This window comes from Geodermatophilus sp. SYSU D00742 (genome assembly GCF_054049935.1).
Genome location: NZ_JBJGYJ010000007.1, coordinates 131,174 through 147,912, shown reverse-complemented (window position 1 = coordinate 147,912; position 16,739 = coordinate 131,174). Strand labels below are relative to the sequence as shown.

General features: G+C 75.5%; 16 protein-coding genes. 13 read left to right on the top strand and 3 right to left on the bottom strand.

The features are described from left to right. Nucleotides 1-13: 13 nt before the first annotated feature. The 8 genes from ACI78V_RS07430 to ACI78V_RS07395 all read left to right on the top strand — a co-directional run bounded on the left by ACI78V_RS07430 (nucleotide 14) and on the right by ACI78V_RS07395 (nucleotide 9,380). The gene (locus ACI78V_RS07430) at nucleotides 14-793 is read left to right on the top strand and encodes an electron transfer flavoprotein subunit beta/FixA family protein (protein ID WP_456850189.1); all 780 of its coding nucleotides are present in this window, start codon (nucleotides 14-16) and stop codon (nucleotides 791-793) included. 42 nt (nucleotides 794-835) lie between these two features. Continuing rightward, complete coding sequence (locus ACI78V_RS07425) at nucleotides 836-1,798, top strand: electron transfer flavoprotein subunit alpha/FixB family protein (protein WP_456850188.1); 963 nt, start codon at nucleotides 836-838, stop codon at nucleotides 1,796-1,798. A 147-nt stretch (nucleotides 1,799-1,945) separates the two neighbouring features. Continuing rightward, nucleotides 1,946-3,343: an MFS transporter gene (locus tag ACI78V_RS07420; RefSeq protein WP_456850187.1), complete on the top strand. Its 1,398-nt coding sequence runs from the start codon at nucleotides 1,946-1,948 to the stop codon at nucleotides 3,341-3,343. Beyond that, complete coding sequence (locus tag ACI78V_RS07415) at nucleotides 3,340-4,530, top strand: cysteine desulfurase family protein (protein WP_456850186.1); 1,191 nt, start codon at nucleotides 3,340-3,342, stop codon at nucleotides 4,528-4,530. Before ACI78V_RS07420 ends, ACI78V_RS07415 begins: the two co-directional genes overlap by 4 nt. Continuing rightward, a complete protein-coding gene (mnmA, locus tag ACI78V_RS07410; protein WP_456850185.1) occupies nucleotides 4,530-5,618 on the top strand; it encodes a tRNA 2-thiouridine(34) synthase MnmA in 1,089 nt (362 codons plus the stop codon). The genes ACI78V_RS07415 and mnmA overlap by 1 nt, the downstream gene beginning before the upstream one ends. Before the next feature lie 116 nt (nucleotides 5,619-5,734). Continuing rightward, the gene (locus ACI78V_RS07405; protein WP_456850184.1) at nucleotides 5,735-6,772 is read left to right on the top strand and encodes a methionine synthase; all 1,038 of its coding nucleotides are present in this window, start codon (nucleotides 5,735-5,737) and stop codon (nucleotides 6,770-6,772) included. 57 nt (nucleotides 6,773-6,829) lie between these two features. Next, on the top strand, nucleotides 6,830-9,016 hold the full coding sequence (gene ligA / locus ACI78V_RS07400) for an NAD-dependent DNA ligase LigA (RefSeq protein ID WP_456850183.1): 2,187 nt from the start codon (nucleotides 6,830-6,832) through the stop codon (nucleotides 9,014-9,016). After that, complete coding sequence (locus ACI78V_RS07395) at nucleotides 9,009-9,380, top strand: nuclear transport factor 2 family protein (protein WP_456850182.1); 372 nt, start codon at nucleotides 9,009-9,011, stop codon at nucleotides 9,378-9,380. Before ligA ends, ACI78V_RS07395 begins: the two co-directional genes overlap by 8 nt. Before the next feature lie 10 nt (nucleotides 9,381-9,390). Here ACI78V_RS07395 and ACI78V_RS07390 read toward each other — a convergent pair whose 3' ends face one another. Next, nucleotides 9,391-10,062: an ACT domain-containing protein gene (locus ACI78V_RS07390; RefSeq protein WP_456850181.1), complete on the bottom strand. Its 672-nt coding sequence runs from the start codon at nucleotides 10,060-10,062 to the stop codon at nucleotides 9,391-9,393. A 215-nt stretch (nucleotides 10,063-10,277) separates the two neighbouring features. Between ACI78V_RS07390 and gatC the strand changes: the two genes are divergently transcribed. Genes gatC through gatB form a run of 4 tightly spaced genes read left to right on the top strand, consistent with a single transcriptional unit; the run spans nucleotide 10,278 to nucleotide 13,814 of the window. Continuing rightward, nucleotides 10,278-10,595 (top strand): Asp-tRNA(Asn)/Glu-tRNA(Gln) amidotransferase subunit GatC, encoded by a 318-nt coding sequence (gatC, locus tag ACI78V_RS07385; protein WP_456850180.1) that lies wholly within the window; start codon nucleotides 10,278-10,280, stop codon nucleotides 10,593-10,595. 5 nt (nucleotides 10,596-10,600) lie between these two features. Beyond that, the gene (gene gatA, locus ACI78V_RS07380) at nucleotides 10,601-12,142 is read left to right on the top strand and encodes an Asp-tRNA(Asn)/Glu-tRNA(Gln) amidotransferase subunit GatA (RefSeq protein ID WP_456850179.1); all 1,542 of its coding nucleotides are present in this window, start codon (nucleotides 10,601-10,603) and stop codon (nucleotides 12,140-12,142) included. After that, nucleotides 12,139-12,318 (top strand): hypothetical protein, encoded by a 180-nt coding sequence (locus ACI78V_RS07375; protein WP_456850178.1) that lies wholly within the window; start codon nucleotides 12,139-12,141, stop codon nucleotides 12,316-12,318. Before gatA ends, ACI78V_RS07375 begins: the two co-directional genes overlap by 4 nt. After that, entirely contained in the window at nucleotides 12,315-13,814 is a 1,500-nt protein-coding gene (gene gatB / locus ACI78V_RS07370) for an Asp-tRNA(Asn)/Glu-tRNA(Gln) amidotransferase subunit GatB (protein ID WP_456850177.1), read from the top strand. Before ACI78V_RS07375 ends, gatB begins: the two co-directional genes overlap by 4 nt. 54 nt (nucleotides 13,815-13,868) lie before the next feature. On the opposite strand, the gene ACI78V_RS07365 is transcribed toward gatB, so the two are convergent. Beyond that, nucleotides 13,869-15,032 (bottom strand): PQQ-dependent sugar dehydrogenase, encoded by a 1,164-nt coding sequence (locus ACI78V_RS07365; protein WP_456850176.1) that lies wholly within the window; start codon nucleotides 15,030-15,032, stop codon nucleotides 13,869-13,871. Between the two features lie 319 nt (nucleotides 15,033-15,351). Between ACI78V_RS07365 and ACI78V_RS07360 the strand changes: the two genes are divergently transcribed. Next, nucleotides 15,352-16,305, top strand: coding sequence for a 2-hydroxyacid dehydrogenase (locus ACI78V_RS07360; RefSeq protein WP_456850175.1), 954 nt, complete (start codon nucleotides 15,352-15,354; stop codon nucleotides 16,303-16,305). 46 nt (nucleotides 16,306-16,351) lie between these two features. On the opposite strand, the gene ACI78V_RS07355 is transcribed toward ACI78V_RS07360, so the two are convergent. Then, entirely contained in the window at nucleotides 16,352-16,717 is a 366-nt protein-coding gene (locus ACI78V_RS07355) for a PH domain-containing protein (RefSeq protein ID WP_456850174.1), read from the bottom strand. Nucleotides 16,718-16,739: the final 22 nt, after the last annotated feature.

Below are 16,739 nucleotides of genomic sequence, written 5' to 3'. Positions count from 1 at the left end.
GGTAGGTCTGACGATGAACATCGTCGTTCTGGTCAAGCAGGTCCCCGACTCCGGGAGCGAGCGTTCCCTGGACCCGGCGGACAACACCGTGGCCCGGGCCAGTGCGGACAACGTGCTCAACGAGATCGACGAGTACGCCCTGGAGGAGGCCCTCCAGATCAAGGAGGCCCAGGGCGGCGAGGTCACCATCCTGACCGTGGGGCCGGACTCGGCCGCCGACGCCATCCGCAAGGGCCTGTCGATGGGCGCCGACCGCGCGGTGCACGTCACCGACGACGCCGTCCACGGCTCGGACGCGGTGCAGACCTCCGCGGTGCTGGCCGCGGCGCTGTCGCAGCTGGAGTACGACCTGGTGCTGTGCGGCGCGGAGGCCACCGACTCGCAGATGTCGGTGATGCCGGCGCTGCTGGCCGAGCGGCTGGGCCTGCCGCAGCTGTCCGGTGCCCGCAAGCTGACCGTCGAGGGCGGCGTGGCCAAGGTGGAGCGGCAGACCGATGGCGGCTACTGGGCGCTGGAGGCGCCGCTGCCGGCGATCGTGTCCACCTGGGACACCATCAACGAGCCGCGCTACCCCTCCTTCAAGGGGATCATGGCGGCGAAGAAGAAGCCGGTGCAGAAGCTCACCCTGGCCGACCTGGGCGTCGACCCGGGCACGGTGGGCCTGGGCTCGGCGACCAGCCAGGTGCTCGACTTCGCCGGCCGCCCGCCCAAGGGCGAGGGCGTGAAGGTCCCCGACGAGGGCGACGGCGGCCAGAAGCTGGTCGACTTCCTGGCCGCCCAGAAGATCGTCTGACCCGGCCCAGACCGACACCCGCACGAGGAGACGAGAGCAGTCATGGCAGAGGTCCTGGTCCTGGTCGAGCTGAACCCGGCCGGCGGCGGTGTCCGCAAGACCACCCTGGAGGCGCTGACCGCGGCCCGGGCGCTCGGCGAGCCCTCCGCGGTCGTCGCCGGCGCGCCGGGGTCGGCGGCGGAGGCACGCGGGCAGCTGGCCGAGTACGGCGCGGCGAAGGTCTACGTCGCCGAGTCCGACGAGATCGAGCAGTACCTGGTCGCGCCGAAGGCGGAGGTCCTGGCCCAGCTGGTGGCCGACAAGTCCCCCGCCGCCGTCGTGATCCCCTCCTCCCCGGAGGGCAAGGAGGTCGCCGCGCGGCTGGCGGTCAAGACCGGCAGCGGCTTCCTCACCGACGTCACCGAGATCGCTGCTGACGGCACCGCGACCCAGACCGCGTTCGCCGGGGCGACGATCGTGCACTCGCGCGTCACCGCCGGCACCCCGATCTACACGGTGCGCGGCAACTCGGTCACCCCCGAGCCGGCCCCGGCGGCCGCGGCGGAGGAGCAGGTGACGGTGCAGCTGTCCGACGCCGCGAAGGCCACCCGCGTGGTGGACCGGGTGGTGGAGCAGAAGAGCAGCCGCCCGGAGCTCACCGAGGCCGCGATCGTGGTCTCCGGCGGCCGCGGCGTGGCCAGCGCGGAGAACTTCTCCATCATCGAGGCGCTGGCCGACTCCCTCGGTGCCGCGGTCGGCGCCTCCCGCGCGGCGGTGGACTCCGGCTTCTACCCGCACAGCTTCCAGGTGGGGCAGACCGGCAAGACCGTGTCCCCGCAGCTCTACATCGCCGTGGGCATCTCCGGGGCCATCCAGCACCGGGCCGGCATGCAGACCAGCAAGACGATCGTGGCGGTCAACAAGGACCCCGAGGCCCCGATCTTCGAGCTGGCCGACTTCGGCGTCGTCGGCGACCTCAACACCGTCGTCCCCGCCGCGACCGAGCTGATCACCGCCCGCAAGTAGGAGGAGGACCCCGTCCCTCTTCCGCCTCGCAGGCTCGGCCCGGGCCTCCGGACGGGGCCGACCGAGCGCCGGTCCCGTCCGACGGGGCCGGCGCTCGGTGTGTCGGGGAAGCCGTCGCCGCGGGCGACGGTTGGCGGGGAGGTGGACGTGGAGGCACCCGGGGCGGGGCTGTTCGACCGTCGGCACCGGTTGCCGACGTCCGGTCTGCTCCTGCTGGTCACCCTGGTCGCGTTCGAGGCGATGGCCGTGGGGACGGCGATGCCGACGGTGGTCGACGAGCTCGACGGGCTGGCCTGGTACGGCTGGCCGTTCAGTGCCTACCTGGTGGCCTCGGTCATCGGGATGGTGGTGGGCGGTGACGTCGGCGACCGGCGCGGCCCCCGGACGGCGCTGGGCGCCGGGGTCGCGGTGTTCGGCGCCGGGCTGCTGGCCGCGGGTCTGGCCGGGTCCATGGCCCTGCTGGTGGCCGCCCGGGCCGTGCAGGGTCTCGGCGGCGGGCTGATCGCGGTCTCGCTCTACGTCGTCGCGGGGCAGGCCTACGGGGCGTCGCTGCGGCCCCGCCTGTTCGGTGCGATCTCCGCGGCCTGGGTCCTCCCGGCGCTGGTGGGACCGGTGCTCGCCGGGCTGGTCACCACGCACGCCGGCTGGCGCTGGGTGTTCCTCGGCCTGCTGCCCCTGGTCACGGTCAGCGTGCTGCTGGTGCTCCCGGCGCTGCGCGACCTCGCCGCGCCGACGTCGTCCGGGAAGACCCCCCGCGGGGGTGTCCGAACGGCCTGGGCTGCGCTCGCCGGGATCGGGATCGGCGCGCTGCAGGTCGCCGGCCAGCGGCTCGACCTCGCCGCGGTGGCACTGGCCGGCGGGGGTCTGGTCGCGCTCGCCCTCGGGTTGCGGCGGCTGCTGCCCGCCGGCGTCGTCCGCGCGCGGGCCGGGCTGCCGGCCGTCGTCGGTGCCCGCGGGCTGCTGGCCGGGGCGTTCTTCGGGATGGACGTGCTGCTGCCCCTGGCCCTGACCCAGCTGCACGGGTTCAGCCCGACCGCGGCCGGCCTCCCGCTGACCGCCGGCGCCGTCGGCTGGGCGACCGCGTCCCAGTTGCAGGGGCGCCACCCCGCGGTGTCCCGGGCCCGGCTGCTGCGGGCCGGTTTCGTGCTGCTGGCCGTGGGGGTGGGCGCCAGCGCGCTGGTCGCCGTCCCGGGGGTGGGCGGGTGGCCGGCCTACGCGACGTGGGCGGTGGCCGGGCTCGGCATGGGGCTGGGGATGCCCAGCGTCGGCGTGCTGCTGCTCGCGCAGTCGCCGGAGCACCGCCGGGGCGCGGACTCCGCGGCGTTCCAGATCGCGGACGTCACCGGGTCGGCCCTCTGCGTCGGGCTGGTCGGGGTGCTCGTCGCCGCGGCCACCGCGGCGCTGCTGCCGCTGCCCGCCGCGGTCGCCGTCGCCGCGACGGTGCTCACCGGCCTGGCCCTCGTCGGCGCGGTCCTCGCCCCCCGGGCGGCCGCCCCGGCCCAGGAGGGCGCCGCCGCACCCGCGACTACATTGGCGGCGTCATGACCTACCTGGACCACGCGGCGACCACGCCGATGCTGCCCGAGGTCCTGGCTGCGATGACCGAGCAGCTGGGCCGGGTCGGCAACGCCTCCTCGCTGCACGCCAGCGGCCGCGCCGCGCGCCGCTCCGCCGAGCAGGCCCGCGAGCGACTGGCCGAGGCGCTGGGCGCCCGCCCCTCGGAGGTCCTGTTCACCGGCGGCGGCACCGAGAGCGACAACCTCGCCGTCAAGGGCCTGTTCTGGGCCCGCCGTGACGCCGACTCCCGTCGCCGGCGCATCGTGGTCAGCCCGGCCGAGCACCACGCCGTCCTCGACAGCGTCGAGTGGCTGGCCAAGCACGACGGCGCCGACATCACGTGGCTGCCGGTGGAGCCGACCGGCCGGGTCACCCCCGACGCGCTGGCCGCGGCGCTCGGCGACGGGGAGGACGTCGCGGTGGCCAGCGTCATGTGGGCCAACAACGAGATCGGCACGGTCAGCGACCTGGCCGCCCTCGCCGAGGTCGCGCACGCGGTCGGGGTGCCGCTGCACACCGACGCGGTGCAGGCGGTCGGCCAGGTGCCGGTGGACTTCACCGCCAGCGGCGTCGACGCCCTCACCATGACCGGGCACAAGCTGGGCGGTCCCATGGGCGCCGGCGTGCTGCTGCTGCGGCGGGACGCGGAGTGCACGCCGCTGCTGCACGGTGGCGGTCAGGAGCGCGACGTGCGCTCCGGCACGCTCGACGTCGCCGCGATCGTCGGCCTGCAGGTGGCGACGACGACGGCCGTGGGGAACCGCGAGGAGCGGGCCACCCGTCTGGCGACCCTGCGCGACCGCCTGGTCGCGGGCGTGATGGCCCAGGTGCCCGACGTCCAGCTCAACGGCGCCCCGCTCGACGACGTCGTCGCCGGCGGGCCGGGCCGGCTGCCCGGCAACGCGCACCTGTCCTTCCCCGGCGCCGAGGGTGACGCGCTGCTCATGCTGCTCGACGCGCGCGGGGTGGAGTGCTCCACCGGCTCGGCCTGCAGCGCCGGGGTGGCCCGGCCCAGCCACGTGCTGCTCGCGGTCGGTGCCGACACCGACCGGGCGCGCAGCTCGCTGCGGTTCTCCCTCGGCCACACCTCGGTCGACGCCGACGTCGACGCGGTGCTCGACGTCGTCGGGCCGGTGGTGGAGCGGGCCCGGCGGGCTGGGATGGGACGGCGGTAGTGCGCCTGCTCGCCGCCATGAGCGGCGGCGTGGACTCGGCCGTGGCGGCCGCGCTCGCCGTCGACGCCGGCCACGACGTCACCGGCGTGCACCTGGCCCTCTCCCCGGACCGGCGGACGCTGCGCAGCGGCGCCCGCGGGTGCTGCAGCGTCGAGGACGCCCACGACGCGCGCCGGGTCGCCGACGAGCTCGGCATCCCCTTCTACGTCTGGGACCTCGCCGAGCGGTTCACCGAGGACGTCGTCGACGACTTCGTGGCCGAGTACGCGGCCGGCCGCACGCCCAACCCGTGCCTGCGCTGCAACGAGAAGATCAAGTTCTCCGCGGTGCTCGACCGGGCGCGGGCACTGGACTTCGACGCCGTCGTCACCGGGCACCACGCGCGGCTGGCCGGCGGGCAGCTGCGGCGCTCGGTCGACGCGGCCAAGGACCAGTCCTACGTGCTCGCCGTCCTCACCGCCGAGCAGCTGGCCGGTGCACGCTTCCCACTGGGGTCGATGACCAAGCAGCGGGTCCGGGAGATCGCCGCCGAGCGGGGGTTCGCGGTGGCGACGAAGGCCGACTCGCACGACATCTGCTTCATCCCGGACGGCGACACCCGCGGCTTCCTCGCCCGGCGGCTGGGTGCGCAGCCCGGCCCGGTCGTCGACGCTGCCACGGGTGCGACGGTGGGGGAGCACGGCGGTACCTACGGCTTCACCGTGGGACAGCGTCGCGGCCTCGGCGTCGCCGTCGGCGACTCCCGGCCCCGGTACGTGCTCGGCATCGAGCCGGTGTCGCGCACGGTGACCATCGGCACCGCCGAGCAGGCGGGCGTCACCGAGGTCCGCACCGCCCCACCCACCTGGTCCGGCCCGGCACCGCGGCTGCCGTTCGACGCCGAGGTGCAGCTGCGGGCGCACGGCGACCCCGTGCCCTGCGCGGTCGCCGCGGCCGGGGACGGCGGGTTGCTGCTGCGGCTGGGCTCCGAGCAGCGCGGCGTGGCACCGGGGCAGTCGGCGGTGCTGTACGCCCCCGACGCCGAGCGGGGCGACCTCGTCCTCGGCCAGGGGACCGTCGTCTCGGCGCAGCGCGCCGTCCCCGCCTGACAGCGGACCCCGCGCGGGCGCCCCGCGAGCCGGGGTGCCGTGGCCGGACCGGCGCCGCGCGAACGGCGTCACCGGTGCGGGACGGTGCCGCGTGGCCGCCGACTAGCGTCGTGGTCGTGGCCTCGCCGATCGACCCCGCCTCGCCGATCGACCCGACCCCCGACGCCGGGCCCCCGCCGCTGTCCTGGGGACCCGCGACCGGCGTGGGCTCCCTGCCCGGCACCGACGCCGCCGAGGCGGTGCGCACCGTGACCGGTGAGCTCCCCGACTTCCCGCACCTGCCCGAGCTGCCCGGCCGGGGCGCGGGCGCCGACCTCGTCGGCCGCGGCGCCGCGCTGCTGGTGGAGATCGCCGTGGAGCTGACGCCGGCCGGCTGGCGGCTGGTCCCGCGCCCCGGTGTCGACCAGCGCCGGGCCCAGGAGTTCCTGGCCCGCGACCTCGACGCGTTGTACGACGTGGCCGAGGCCTACGAGGGGCCGTTCAAGGTGCAGGTGACGGGGCCGTGGACGCTGGCCGCCGGGCTGGAACGCACCCGGGGCGACCGCGCCGTCGTCGACGCCGGAGCCCGCCGCGACCTGGGGCAGTCCCTCGCCGAGGGGGTGGGCCAGCACGTCGCCGCCGTCACCGCCCGGGTGCCGGGCGCGCGGGTCGTGGTGCAGCTCGACGAGCCCGCGGTGCCCGCCGTCCTGCAGGGCGCGCTGCCCACCGTCAGCGGCTTCGGCAAGCTGCCGGCCGTCGCGGCGTCGGTCGTGGAGCAGGAGCTGGCGGCGGTCGTCGACGCCATCAACGTGCCCGTGGTGGTGCACTGCTGCGCCGACCGTGCGCCCCTGGAGCTGTTCCGGGCCGCCGGTGCCGCCGGGGTCTCCTTCGACCTCGGCCTGGTCCAGGACCTCGACGCCATCGGTACCGCCGTCGAGGCCGGCACCCACCTGCTCCCCGGCGTCGTCCCGGGCACCGACGCGACGCTGCCCGCCCCGAGGGCGACCGCCTCGCGCCTGCGGGCGTGGTGGCGGGAGCTGGGTTTCCCGGCCGAGCAGCAGCACACCGCGGTCACCCTCACGCCGGCCTGCGGGCTGGCCGGGGCCACCCCGGGCTACGCGCGGTCGGCGATGACCCACGTGCGCGAGGCGGCGCGGTACCTGCTCCCGGAGTGACGCACACGGCCGGGTGAGCGCCGGTTCGCCGTCGTACCCGCCGGATACCGTTCCGTCGTGACCACCGAAGCCGCGCTGGACGAGTCGTCGGTCGACGCCCCGCAGGTCGCTGCCGTGACCGAGCGGGAGGACCTCACCGAGGTCCCCGACGACGCGCGCACCCGGCACCGCGACCTGTCCGAGGAGCTCGACCGGTACGCGTTCGCGTACTACGTGCAGGACGCGCCGCTGGTCAGCGACGCCCGGTACGACGAGCTGATGGGCGAGCTGCTGGCGATCGAGGCGCAGCACCCCGCGCTGGTCACCCCCGACTCGCCCAGCCAGAAGGTCAACGGCGGCTTCGCCGCGACCTTCGCCCCGGTCCAGCACCGGGAGCGGATGCAGAGCCTGGACAACGCGTTCAGCAGCGACGAGCTCTCCGCCTGGGCCGCCCGCGTCGAGCGCGAGGTGGGCGCGGCGGCGACCTACCTGTGCGAGCTCAAGGTCGACGGCGTGGCCGTGGCGCTGCTGTACGAGCGCGGCCGGCTGGTGCGCGCGGCCACCCGTGGGGACGGCGTCACCGGCGAGGACGTCACGGCCAACGTGCGCACGATGGACGACGTCCCGCAGCAGCTGACCGGTGACGACGTCCCGCCGTTGCTGGAGGTGCGCGGCGAGATCTACTTCCCGGTCGCCGCGTTCGCCGACGTCAACGCCGGCATGGTCGAGTCCGGCAAGGCGCCGTTCGCGAACCCGCGCAACGCCGCCGCGGGCTCGCTGCGGCAGAAGGACCCCCGGGTCACCGCCTCCCGCCCGCTGCGCCTGGTCGTGCACGGCCTCGGCGCGCGCGAGGGCTTCACCCCCGAGCGGCAGTCCGACGCCTACGCACGGCTGCGGGCGCTCGGTCTCCCGGTGAGCGACCGGTTCGAGGTGGTCGACGACCTCGAGGGCGTGTGGGCCTACATCGAGCGCTACCGCGAGCAGCGGCACTCGGTGGAGCACGAGATCGACGGCGTGGTGGTCAAGGTCGACCAGGTCGCCCTGCAGCGGCGGCTCGGGTCGACCTCGCGCGCGCCGCGGTGGGCGATCGCGTTCAAGTACCCGCCGGAGGAGGCGACCACCAAGCTCCTCGACATCCGGGTCAACGTCGGACGCACCGGGCGCGTGACGCCGTTCGCGTACATGGAGCCGGTGAAGGTCGCCGGGTCCACCGTGCAGCTGGCCACGCTGCACAACGCCAGCGAGGTCAGGCGCAAGGGCGTGCTGATCGGCGACACGGTCGTCATCCGCAAGGCCGGCGACGTGATCCCCGAGGTCCTCGGTCCGGTGGTCGCCGCGCGCACCGGCGCGGAGCGCGAGTTCGTGATGCCGACGCACTGCCCCGAGTGCGGCACCGAGCTGCGCCCGGAGAAGGAGGGCGACGCCGACATCCGCTGCCCGAACGCGCGGTCCTGCCCGGCGCAGCTGCGGGAGCGGGTGTTCCACGTCGCCGGCCGGGGCGCCTTCGACATCGAGGTGCTCGGCTACGAGGCGGCGATCGCGCTGCTGGAGAGCCGGCTCCTGCAGGACGAGGGCGACGTGTTCACCCTCGACGAGGAGGCGCTGTGCCGCACCGCCTTCTTCACGAAGAAGGACGGCACCCTCTCGGCCAACGGTCGCAAGCTGCTGGCCAACCTGCAGACCCGCAAGGACGTCCCGCTGTGGCGGGTGCTGGTGGCGCTGTCGATCCGGCACGTCGGCCCGACCGCGGCCCAGGCACTGGCCCGCGACTTCCGCTCCCTCGACCGGATCGCCGAGGCCTCCGAGGAGGAGCTGGCCGCCGCCGACGGGGTGGGCCCGACCATCGCCGCGTCGGTCCGCGACTGGTTCGCCGTCGACTGGCACCGCGAGGTGGTCGAGAAGTGGCGTGCAGCCGGCGTCCGGATGGCCGACGAGGGGGAGGAGGCCGGCCCGGGCCCCCTGACCGGCGTCACCGTCGTCGTCACCGGCTCGCTGCGCGACTTCAGCCGCGACCAGGCGATCGCGGCGATCCAGGAGCGCGGCGGCAAGGTCACCGGGTCGGTCAGCAAGAAGACCGGCTTCGTCGTCGTGGGCGCCGACCCGGGCAGCAAGTACGACAAGGCGGTCCAGGTGAAGGCGCCGATCCTGGACGACGACGGCTTCCGCGTGCTACTGGAGGAGGGCACCGAGGCGGCCCGCGCGGTGGCCACGATCGGCGACGGCGCCGGGGCCGCGATCCCGACGGAGGAGGATGCCCGTGCCTGAGGTCCCCGGAGACGACCTCGTCGCGTTGGAGGAGCAGGGCTGGCAGGCGCTGGCGACGTCCCCGGACGCCGCGCTCGCCTTCTACGGCAGGGTGCTCGACGCCGCGGTGGAGATGCTGCTGCCCGGTGGCATGCGGGTGGACGACCGCGCCGGGATCCTGGCCGCCATGGGGGGTCCGCCCTGGGCGTCCTACACGCTCGAGGCCCCGCTGGCCCGGCAGCTGACCGCCGACTCGGCGGTGGTCACCTACGGCGTGGTGGCACAGCGGGAGGGCTCCGCGCCGTACTCGGCGCTGATGAGCAGCGTCTACGTGCGCCGGGAGGACGGCTGGAAGCTGGTCCTCCACCAGCAGACCCCGCGCTGAGCCCCTCGGCTCACAGCGGCGGCAGGTGGGCGACGCTCGCGGCGATCCCGGTGAGGTGCACCAGGCGCAGCAGTTCCGACCGGCGGTAGGCCGGCCCGCCGGAGCGGCCCAGCACCACGGCCGTACGCGGGCCGCCGAACGGGCTGGCCATCATCTCGATGGCCATCTCCCGCCAGCGCTCGGGCAGCCAGTCCTCCTCGCTGGGCAGCAGTCGCGGCGTGGACAGCGGCAGCCACGGCAGCGCCATGCCGTCGAAGCTCGGGGCCGCGTCGGAGGCGGCCAGCACCTCGCACGGGCGCCCGTCGGCGTCGCCGTGCAGCACCGCCGCCCAGCCGCTGTGGAACACCCGCGGCAGCTCGGCGGCGAGCAGCTTGACCCCGGTGCCCTCGGGGGCCCGGGCCAGCGACTCCAGCAACTCCAGCTCGCGGTGGGTGTCCAGGGGTCCGGCGAACGGCCGCAGCGACTCCACCTGGACGCCGTCCACCGCCTGGGCCGCGGTGATGAGGCTGTCGGGCAGCCGGTCGGCGGGGAGGTCCACCACGATGTCGTCGACCGCGACGCCGCCGCCGCGCTCCAGCACGTCGACCGAGACGATGTCGATCCCGGCGGTGCCCAGTGCGGTGGCGACGGCGCCGAGGATGCCGGGGCGGTCGGGGACGACCAGCCGCAGGAGATAGGACACAGGTCCTCCGGGTCGAGGTACGGGGCCGATCTCCGTCGATCGCGGTGTGACCAGCTTCCCCCATCGACCGGCCGGCGGTCGAGGCACCCCGAGGGTGTCGTGGGCCGACGTCGCCGCCGGACGGCCGGGGAGGCCCCCCACGTACAGTGGCGGGGTTGGTTCCCCGGCTGCGAGCGGCCTGGGAAGGCGTCGTGTGAGTTGGAGTCCGCACCGTAGTGAGCAGCCCCTCCCCGAAGGAATCCCTCGGGCGGCAGGACGTCGCGCACCTGGCGCGCCTGGCCCGTCTGGCCCTGAGCGACGACGAGCTCGACCACTTCGCCGGCCAGCTGTCCGACGTCCTCGACGCCGTGGCGCAGGTCGGCAAGGCCGACACCGAGGACGTCCCGCCCATGACGCACGCCGTGCCGCTGACCAACGTCGCCCGCCCCGACGTGGTCACCCCGAGCCTCCCGCGGGACGTCGTCCTGGCCGGTGCGCCGGCCGCGGAGGACGACCGCTTCCGCGTTCCGCAGATCCTGGGCGACGAGGAGTGACCGGCGTGGCACGGTCCCAGGACCTGACCGCCCTCGACGCCGCGGAGCTCGGCCGCCGGCTGACCGCCGGCGAGCTCAGCTCGGTCGAGCTGACCCGCGCCTACCTCGACCGGATCGCCGCCGAGGACGGCGTGCTGGGTTCCTACCTGCACGTCGACCCCGACGCCGCGCTGGTCCGGGCCGGGGAGATCGACGCCGCCCGCGCCGCCGGCGAGGAGCTGGGCCCGCTGGCCGGCCTGCCGGTCGCGCTCAAGGACGTCTTCGTCACCGAGGGCGTGCCCACGACCAGCGGCTCCAGGATCCTCGAGGGCTGGCGGCCGCCGTACGACGCGACCGTCGCCGCGCGGCTCAAGGACGCCGGCACGGTGCTGCTGGGCAAGACCAACATGGACGAGTTCGCGATGGGCTCCTCCACCGAGAACTCCGCGTACCGCCCCACGCGCAACCCCTGGGATGCCGACCGCATCCCCGGCGGTTCCTCGGGCGGCTCGTCCGCGGCGGTCGCCGGTGGCCTCGCCCCGTGGGCGCTGGGCACCGACACCGGCGGCTCGATCCGCCAGCCGGCCGCCGTGACCGGGCTGGTGGGGCACAAGCCGACCTACGGCTCGGTGTCGCGCTACGGCCTCATCGCCTTCTCGTCCAGCCTCGACCAGGCCGGCCCGATGGCGCGGACCGTCCTCGACGCCGCCGTCCTGCACGAGGCGATCGGCGGGCACGACCCGCGGGACTCCACGAGCATCGACGCGCCGGTGCCGCTGCTGGCGAAGGCGGCCACCGAGGGCGCCGGTGGTGACCTGGCGGGTCTGCGCGTCGGCGTCGTCCGCGAGCTCGGCGGCGACGGGCACACCGACGGTTACGAGCCCGGCGTGCTGGCCCGGGTCCAGGAGACCGTGGCGCTGCTGGAGGGCATGGGCGCCGAGGTCCGCGAGATCTCGTGCCCGTCCTTCGACCTGGCGCTGGCGGCCTACTACCTCATCGCCCCCAGCGAGGCGTCGTCCAACCTGGCCCGCTTCGAGGGCATGCGGTTCGGCCTGCGGGTCGGCGACGACGGGACCCACCACCTCGACGAGGTGATGTCCCTGACCCGCGAGCAGGGCTTCGGGCCGGAGGTCAAGCGCCGCATCATCCTGGGCACCTACGCGCTGTCGGCGGGCTACTACGACGCCTACTACGGGCAGGCGCAGAAGGTCCGCACGCTGATCACCCGCGACTTCACCACCGCCTTCGACGACGTCGACGTCCTGGTCAGCCCGACCAGCCCGACCGTCGCCTGGCCGATCGGGGCCCGGGTCGACGACCCGCTGGCCATGTACGCCGCCGACCTGTGCACCCTGCCGGCCAGCCTCGCCGGGCTGCCGGCGATCTCGGTGCCGTGCGGGCTCTCCGACGGGCTGCCGGTCGGCTTCCAGGTGATGGCGCCGGCGCTGGCCGACGACCGCTGCTACCGGGTCGCCGCCGCCGTCGAGGCCGCCCTGGACTCCGCCCGCGGGCACCGGCTCCTCGACGAGCTGGCGCGGCGGGCGGCGACCGCGGGGGCCGGGGCGTGAACGGGCCGCTCAAGGCCGCCTGGGCCCTCACCGCGTTCGTCGTCCTCGTGGGCCTGGTGGGCTGGATCGCGACCGGCGAGGCGTTCTTCGCCGTCTTCATCGTCCTGGGCCTGCTGACCGCGGTCGGTGCGTGGATGACCGGTCGCACCGGCCCGAAGGAGAACAACCCCTCATGACCGAGACCCTGGTGGACTACGACGAGGTCCTCACCCGCTACGAGCCGGTCATCGGCCTGGAGACCCACGTCGAGCTCGGCACCGCGTCGAAGATGTTCTGCGGCTGTGCCACCACCTTCGGCGCCGACCCCAACACCCAGACCTGCCCGGTGTGCCTCGGCCTGCCCGGCTCCCTGCCGGTGGCCAACGCCGCCGCCATCGAGGCGACCATCCGCATCGGGCTGGCGCTGGGCTGCCGGATCGCCGGCTGGTCCCGTTTCGCCCGGAAGAACTACTTCTACCCGGACATCCCCAAGGGCTTCCAGACCAGCCAGTACGACGAGCCGCTGTGCACGGCCGGCCACCTCGACGTGGAGGTCGACGGCGAGACGTACCGGGTCGAGATCGAGCGGGTGCACCTGGAGGAGGACACCGGCAAGAACCTGCACGTCGGTGGCGCGACCGGGCGGATCCACGGCGCGGACCACTCGCTGGTCGACTTCAACCGCGCCGGCATCCCGCTGGTCGAGATCGTCACCCGGCCGATCCCCGGAGCCGGCGCCAAGGCCCCCGAGGTCGCCCGCGCCTACGTCTCCGAGCTGCGCGACATCATCCAGACCCTCGGCGCCTCCGACGTCCGGATGGAGCAGGGGAGCCTGCGCTGCGACGTGAACACCTCGCTGGCGCCGATCGGCAGCCTCGAGTGGGGCACCCGCACCGAGACCAAGAACGTGAACTCGCTGCGCTCGGTGGAGCGCTCGGTGCGCTTCGAGATGCGCCGGCAGGCCGCCGTCCTCGACGCCGGTGGCCGGGTGCTCCAGGAGACCCGGCACTTCCACGAGGACACCGGCACCACCTCGCCGGGGCGCAGCAAGGAGGAGGCGACCGACTACCGGTACTTCCCCGAGCCCGACCTCGTCCCCGTCGCCCCGGACGCCGAGTGGGTGGAGAAGCTCGCCGCCGAGCTGCCCGAGCTCCCGGCCGCCCGCCGCGCGCGGCTGCAGGAGGAGTGGGGGCTGTCGGCCACCGAGATGGGCTGGCTGACCGGCGCCGGTGCCCTCGGCCTGGTCGACGCCACCGTCGCCGCCGGCGCCACCCCGGCCGACGCCCGCAAGTGGTGGCTCGGTGAGCTGGCCCGCCGGGCCAACGACGCCGGTGTCGAGCTGGCGGAGCTGGCCATCACGCCGCGGCAGGTCGCGGAGCTGACCGGCCTGGTCTCCGCCGGGACGATCAACGACCAGCTGGCCCGGCAGGCGCTCGACGGGGTGCTCGCCGGTGAGGGCGACCCCGCGCAGGTGGTCGAGGCCCGCGGCCTGGCGGTCATGGGGGAGTCCGACGAGCTGGTCGCCGCGGTCGAGGCCGCGATCGCCGGCGCACCGGACGTCGTCGCCAAGGTGCAGGGCGGCAAGGTGGCGGCCCTCGGTGCGCTCGTCGGCGCGGTCATGAAGGCCACCCGCGGCAAGGCCGACGCCGCCACCGTCAGGCGCATGCTCGAGGAGCGCGTCCTCGCCGGCTGAGTCGTGCGCACATCCGCGGCTCCGTACCGGACGGATCCGCGGGTGTGCCCGCCGTCAGAGCGGGGAGTCGGCCGATCCACCGGGCGGGAGCACCCGCAGCACCCGGTCGTCCTCCTCCACGGGGGTGCCGATGCCGTCGCGGTTGGACGTGGTGATCCAGAGCGCGCCGTCGGCGTCGAGGACGACGGTCCGCAGCCGGCCGTAGCGCTCGGCGAGGAAGTCGGTGGGCTCCTCGACGGGGGCGCCACCGGCGTCCAGCTGGACCGCGTGGACCCGCTGGCCGTCGAGGGCGCCGAGGAAGACGGTCCGGCCGGACACCGCGCAGCCGCCCAGCCCGCCCTCGGGCGCGGGGACCTCCACCACCGGCCGCTGGCTGCCCGGCCCGGGCTGCGGCCAGCCGGCGTCCCCGCCCTGGGTGACCCGGTCGAGAGCGTCCGGGCCGTCGACCGCCTCGTCGGTCGCGAACACGGTCTCGGCACCGTCGGTGCAGAGGGCCGTGACGTTGCCGTGCCCACTGCTGTACACCAGCCCGTCGCCGACCGGCTGGCCGAAGACGTCGACGTGCAGCACCTTGCCGCCAGGTGAGGCCGGGTCCTGGGCGAGGGCCGCGTTGCCCGTGTCGCCGGTGCCCACGTAGAGGGTCCCGTCGGCACCGAACAGCAACCCGCCGCCGTTGCGCGTCTCACCGCGGGGCAGACCCGTGAGGACCGGGTTCGGCGTCCCCCCGATCGGGAAGCGGACCACCCGGTTGTCGGTGGCGGTGGAGACGTAGGCGTAGAGCAGACCGTCCTCGGCGAAGGTCGGTGACAGGGCGAGCCCGAGCAGGCCGCCGTCGCCCGCCGTGTCGATCCCGGCGACGGTCATGAGCTCACGGGCAGGGGAGCGGTCCGGGAAGACCTGCAGCAGGCGGCCGCTGTCCTGCTCGCCGACGACCGCCGAGCCGTCGGGCAGCACGACCAGGCCGGTCGGCACGGTGAGGTTCGACGCGACGACGTTGGGATCGCCGCCCTCCTCGCCGGAGCCCGGGTCGGCCGGGTCGCCCGGAGCGGGCGGCGGGGTGGTGTCCGTGGGCGGGCCCACCTGCGGCGGAGGGTCCTCGGGCAGCGGCCGGAAGGGACCCGCCGGCTCGTAGCCGTCGCTGCCGCACCCGGCCAGGACGACGGTCAGCAGCAGGGCCCAGGCCGCCCCCGGCCCCCGTCTCCCGCGCCACCGGCTCACCCCCAGCACAGTACGTGCGCCGGGCAGCCCCGTGCCGGGTCCCGCCTGGGGCTCCTGGCCCCGGCCCGGGCCTGCGAGGGGTGGGGAGGACGGGGTCCCGCCTGGGGTTCCTGGCCCCGTCCCGGGTCCCGGCCCGGGCCTGCGAGGGGTGGGGAGGACGGGGTCCCGCCTGGGGTTCCTGGCCCCGTCCCGGGTCCCGGCCCGAGCCTGCGAGGGGTGGGGAGGACGGGGTCCCGCCTGGGGTTCCTGGCCCCGTCCCGGGTCCCGGCCCGAGCCTGCGAGGGGTGGGGAGGACGGGGTCCTTCTAGGGTCGGCGGGCGTGACCACCCCGATCACCGGATCGCACGTCGTCGGCCCGGACGAGACCCTGCACGTGCTCGTCCCGTCCCGGGCGCTGGCAGCCGCCGTGGAGGCGGTGTCACCCCGGGTGCGCGCGCACCGGGTGGAGCCGGGGGACGTGCCCAGCGGCGAGGCCGCCCGGGCCCAGGTGTGGGTGCCGCGCGGCGGTGGGGGAGCCGACCTGGAGGTGGCGGCGGCGTTGCCCCGGCTGCGGCTGGTGCAGCTGCTCAGCGCCGGCGCGGAGAAGTTCGTCGGCCGGCTGCCCGAGGGCGTCGCGCTGTGCAACGCCCGGGGCGCGCACACACCGTCGACGGCGGAGTGGGTGGCGGCCGCGGTGCTCGCCGTCCAGCGGGGGATCCCCCACTTCGTCCGCGAGCAGGACGCCGGCCGCTGGTCCCCGGTGGCGTTCGCGACCCTCGCCGGTTCGCGGGTGCTCGTCGTCGGCGCGGGTGACATCGGGCGGGCCGTCGGGCGGATGCTCGCCGGGTTCGACGTCGAGCTGACCTACGTGGCCCGGACCGCGCGCGAGGGCGTCCACGGCACCGCGGAGCTGCCCCGGCTGCTCCCGCAGGCCGACGTCGTGGTCGTCGTCGTGCCGGTCACGGCCGACACGACCGGCCTGGTCGACGCCGGGTTCCTCGCGGCGATGGCCGACGGCGCGCTGCTGGTCAACGCCGCCCGCGGGGTGGTCGTCGACACCGACGCGCTGCTGGCCGAGCTGCGGTCCGGCCGGTTGCGGGCGGCGCTCGACGTCACCGAGCCCGAGCCGCTGCCCGAGGGTCACCCGCTGTGGTCGGCCCCCGGGCTGCTGCTGACCCCGCACGTCGCGGGCAACGTGCCGGAGACCAACGAGCGGGCGGCGGCCGCCGTCGTCGACCAGGTGACCCGCGTGCTGGCGGGCGAGCCGCTGGTCAACGTCGTCGACGCCTACTGAGGGCCTGGCCACACGGGTTCTGCGGGGCCGACGGCGACGTCGGCCGTCAGGGGGCCGGGATGCGACCGCCGGAGGCGGATGCCAGCCGGGGCAGGTCGCGGGCGCGCAGCACGGGCAGGCGCACCTCCGTGGCGCCGGTGGTGACCAGCCAGAGGTCGTTGCGGCGCCCCACCCGGATGCCGGACAGGTCCGACCACGGCACCCGGCGCCGCCCGACGAGGGAGCGCACCGTGATGGCGTCGTCGTCGACGTCCACGCCGACCCGCAGCACCCAGGCGGCGACGAGGACGGGCACGAGAAGGACGACCGGAGTCCAGGACGCGGCCGAGGCCAGTGGGACGGCGCAGAGGAACAGCAGGACGACCGGGAGCAACGCCGTCCGGCTCATCCGCATGCGGACGGGAGCAGCCACGTCTGCCGAGTGTCCCAGACCT

Excerpts from the sequence above, each read along its gene's own strand:
- ACI78V_RS07430 (WP_456850189.1), top strand. The coding sequence starts at position 14 with ATGAACATCGTCGTTCTGGTCAAGCAGGTCCCCGACTCCGGGAGCGAG.
- ACI78V_RS07425 (WP_456850188.1), top strand. The coding sequence starts at position 836 with ATGGCAGAGGTCCTGGTCCTGGTCGAGCTGAACCCGGCCGGCGGCGGT.
- ACI78V_RS07415 (WP_456850186.1), top strand. The coding sequence starts at position 3,340 with ATGACCTACCTGGACCACGCGGCGACCACGCCGATGCTGCCCGAGGTC.
- gatB (WP_456850177.1), top strand. The coding sequence starts at position 12,315 with ATGACCGAGACCCTGGTGGACTACGACGAGGTCCTCACCCGCTACGAG.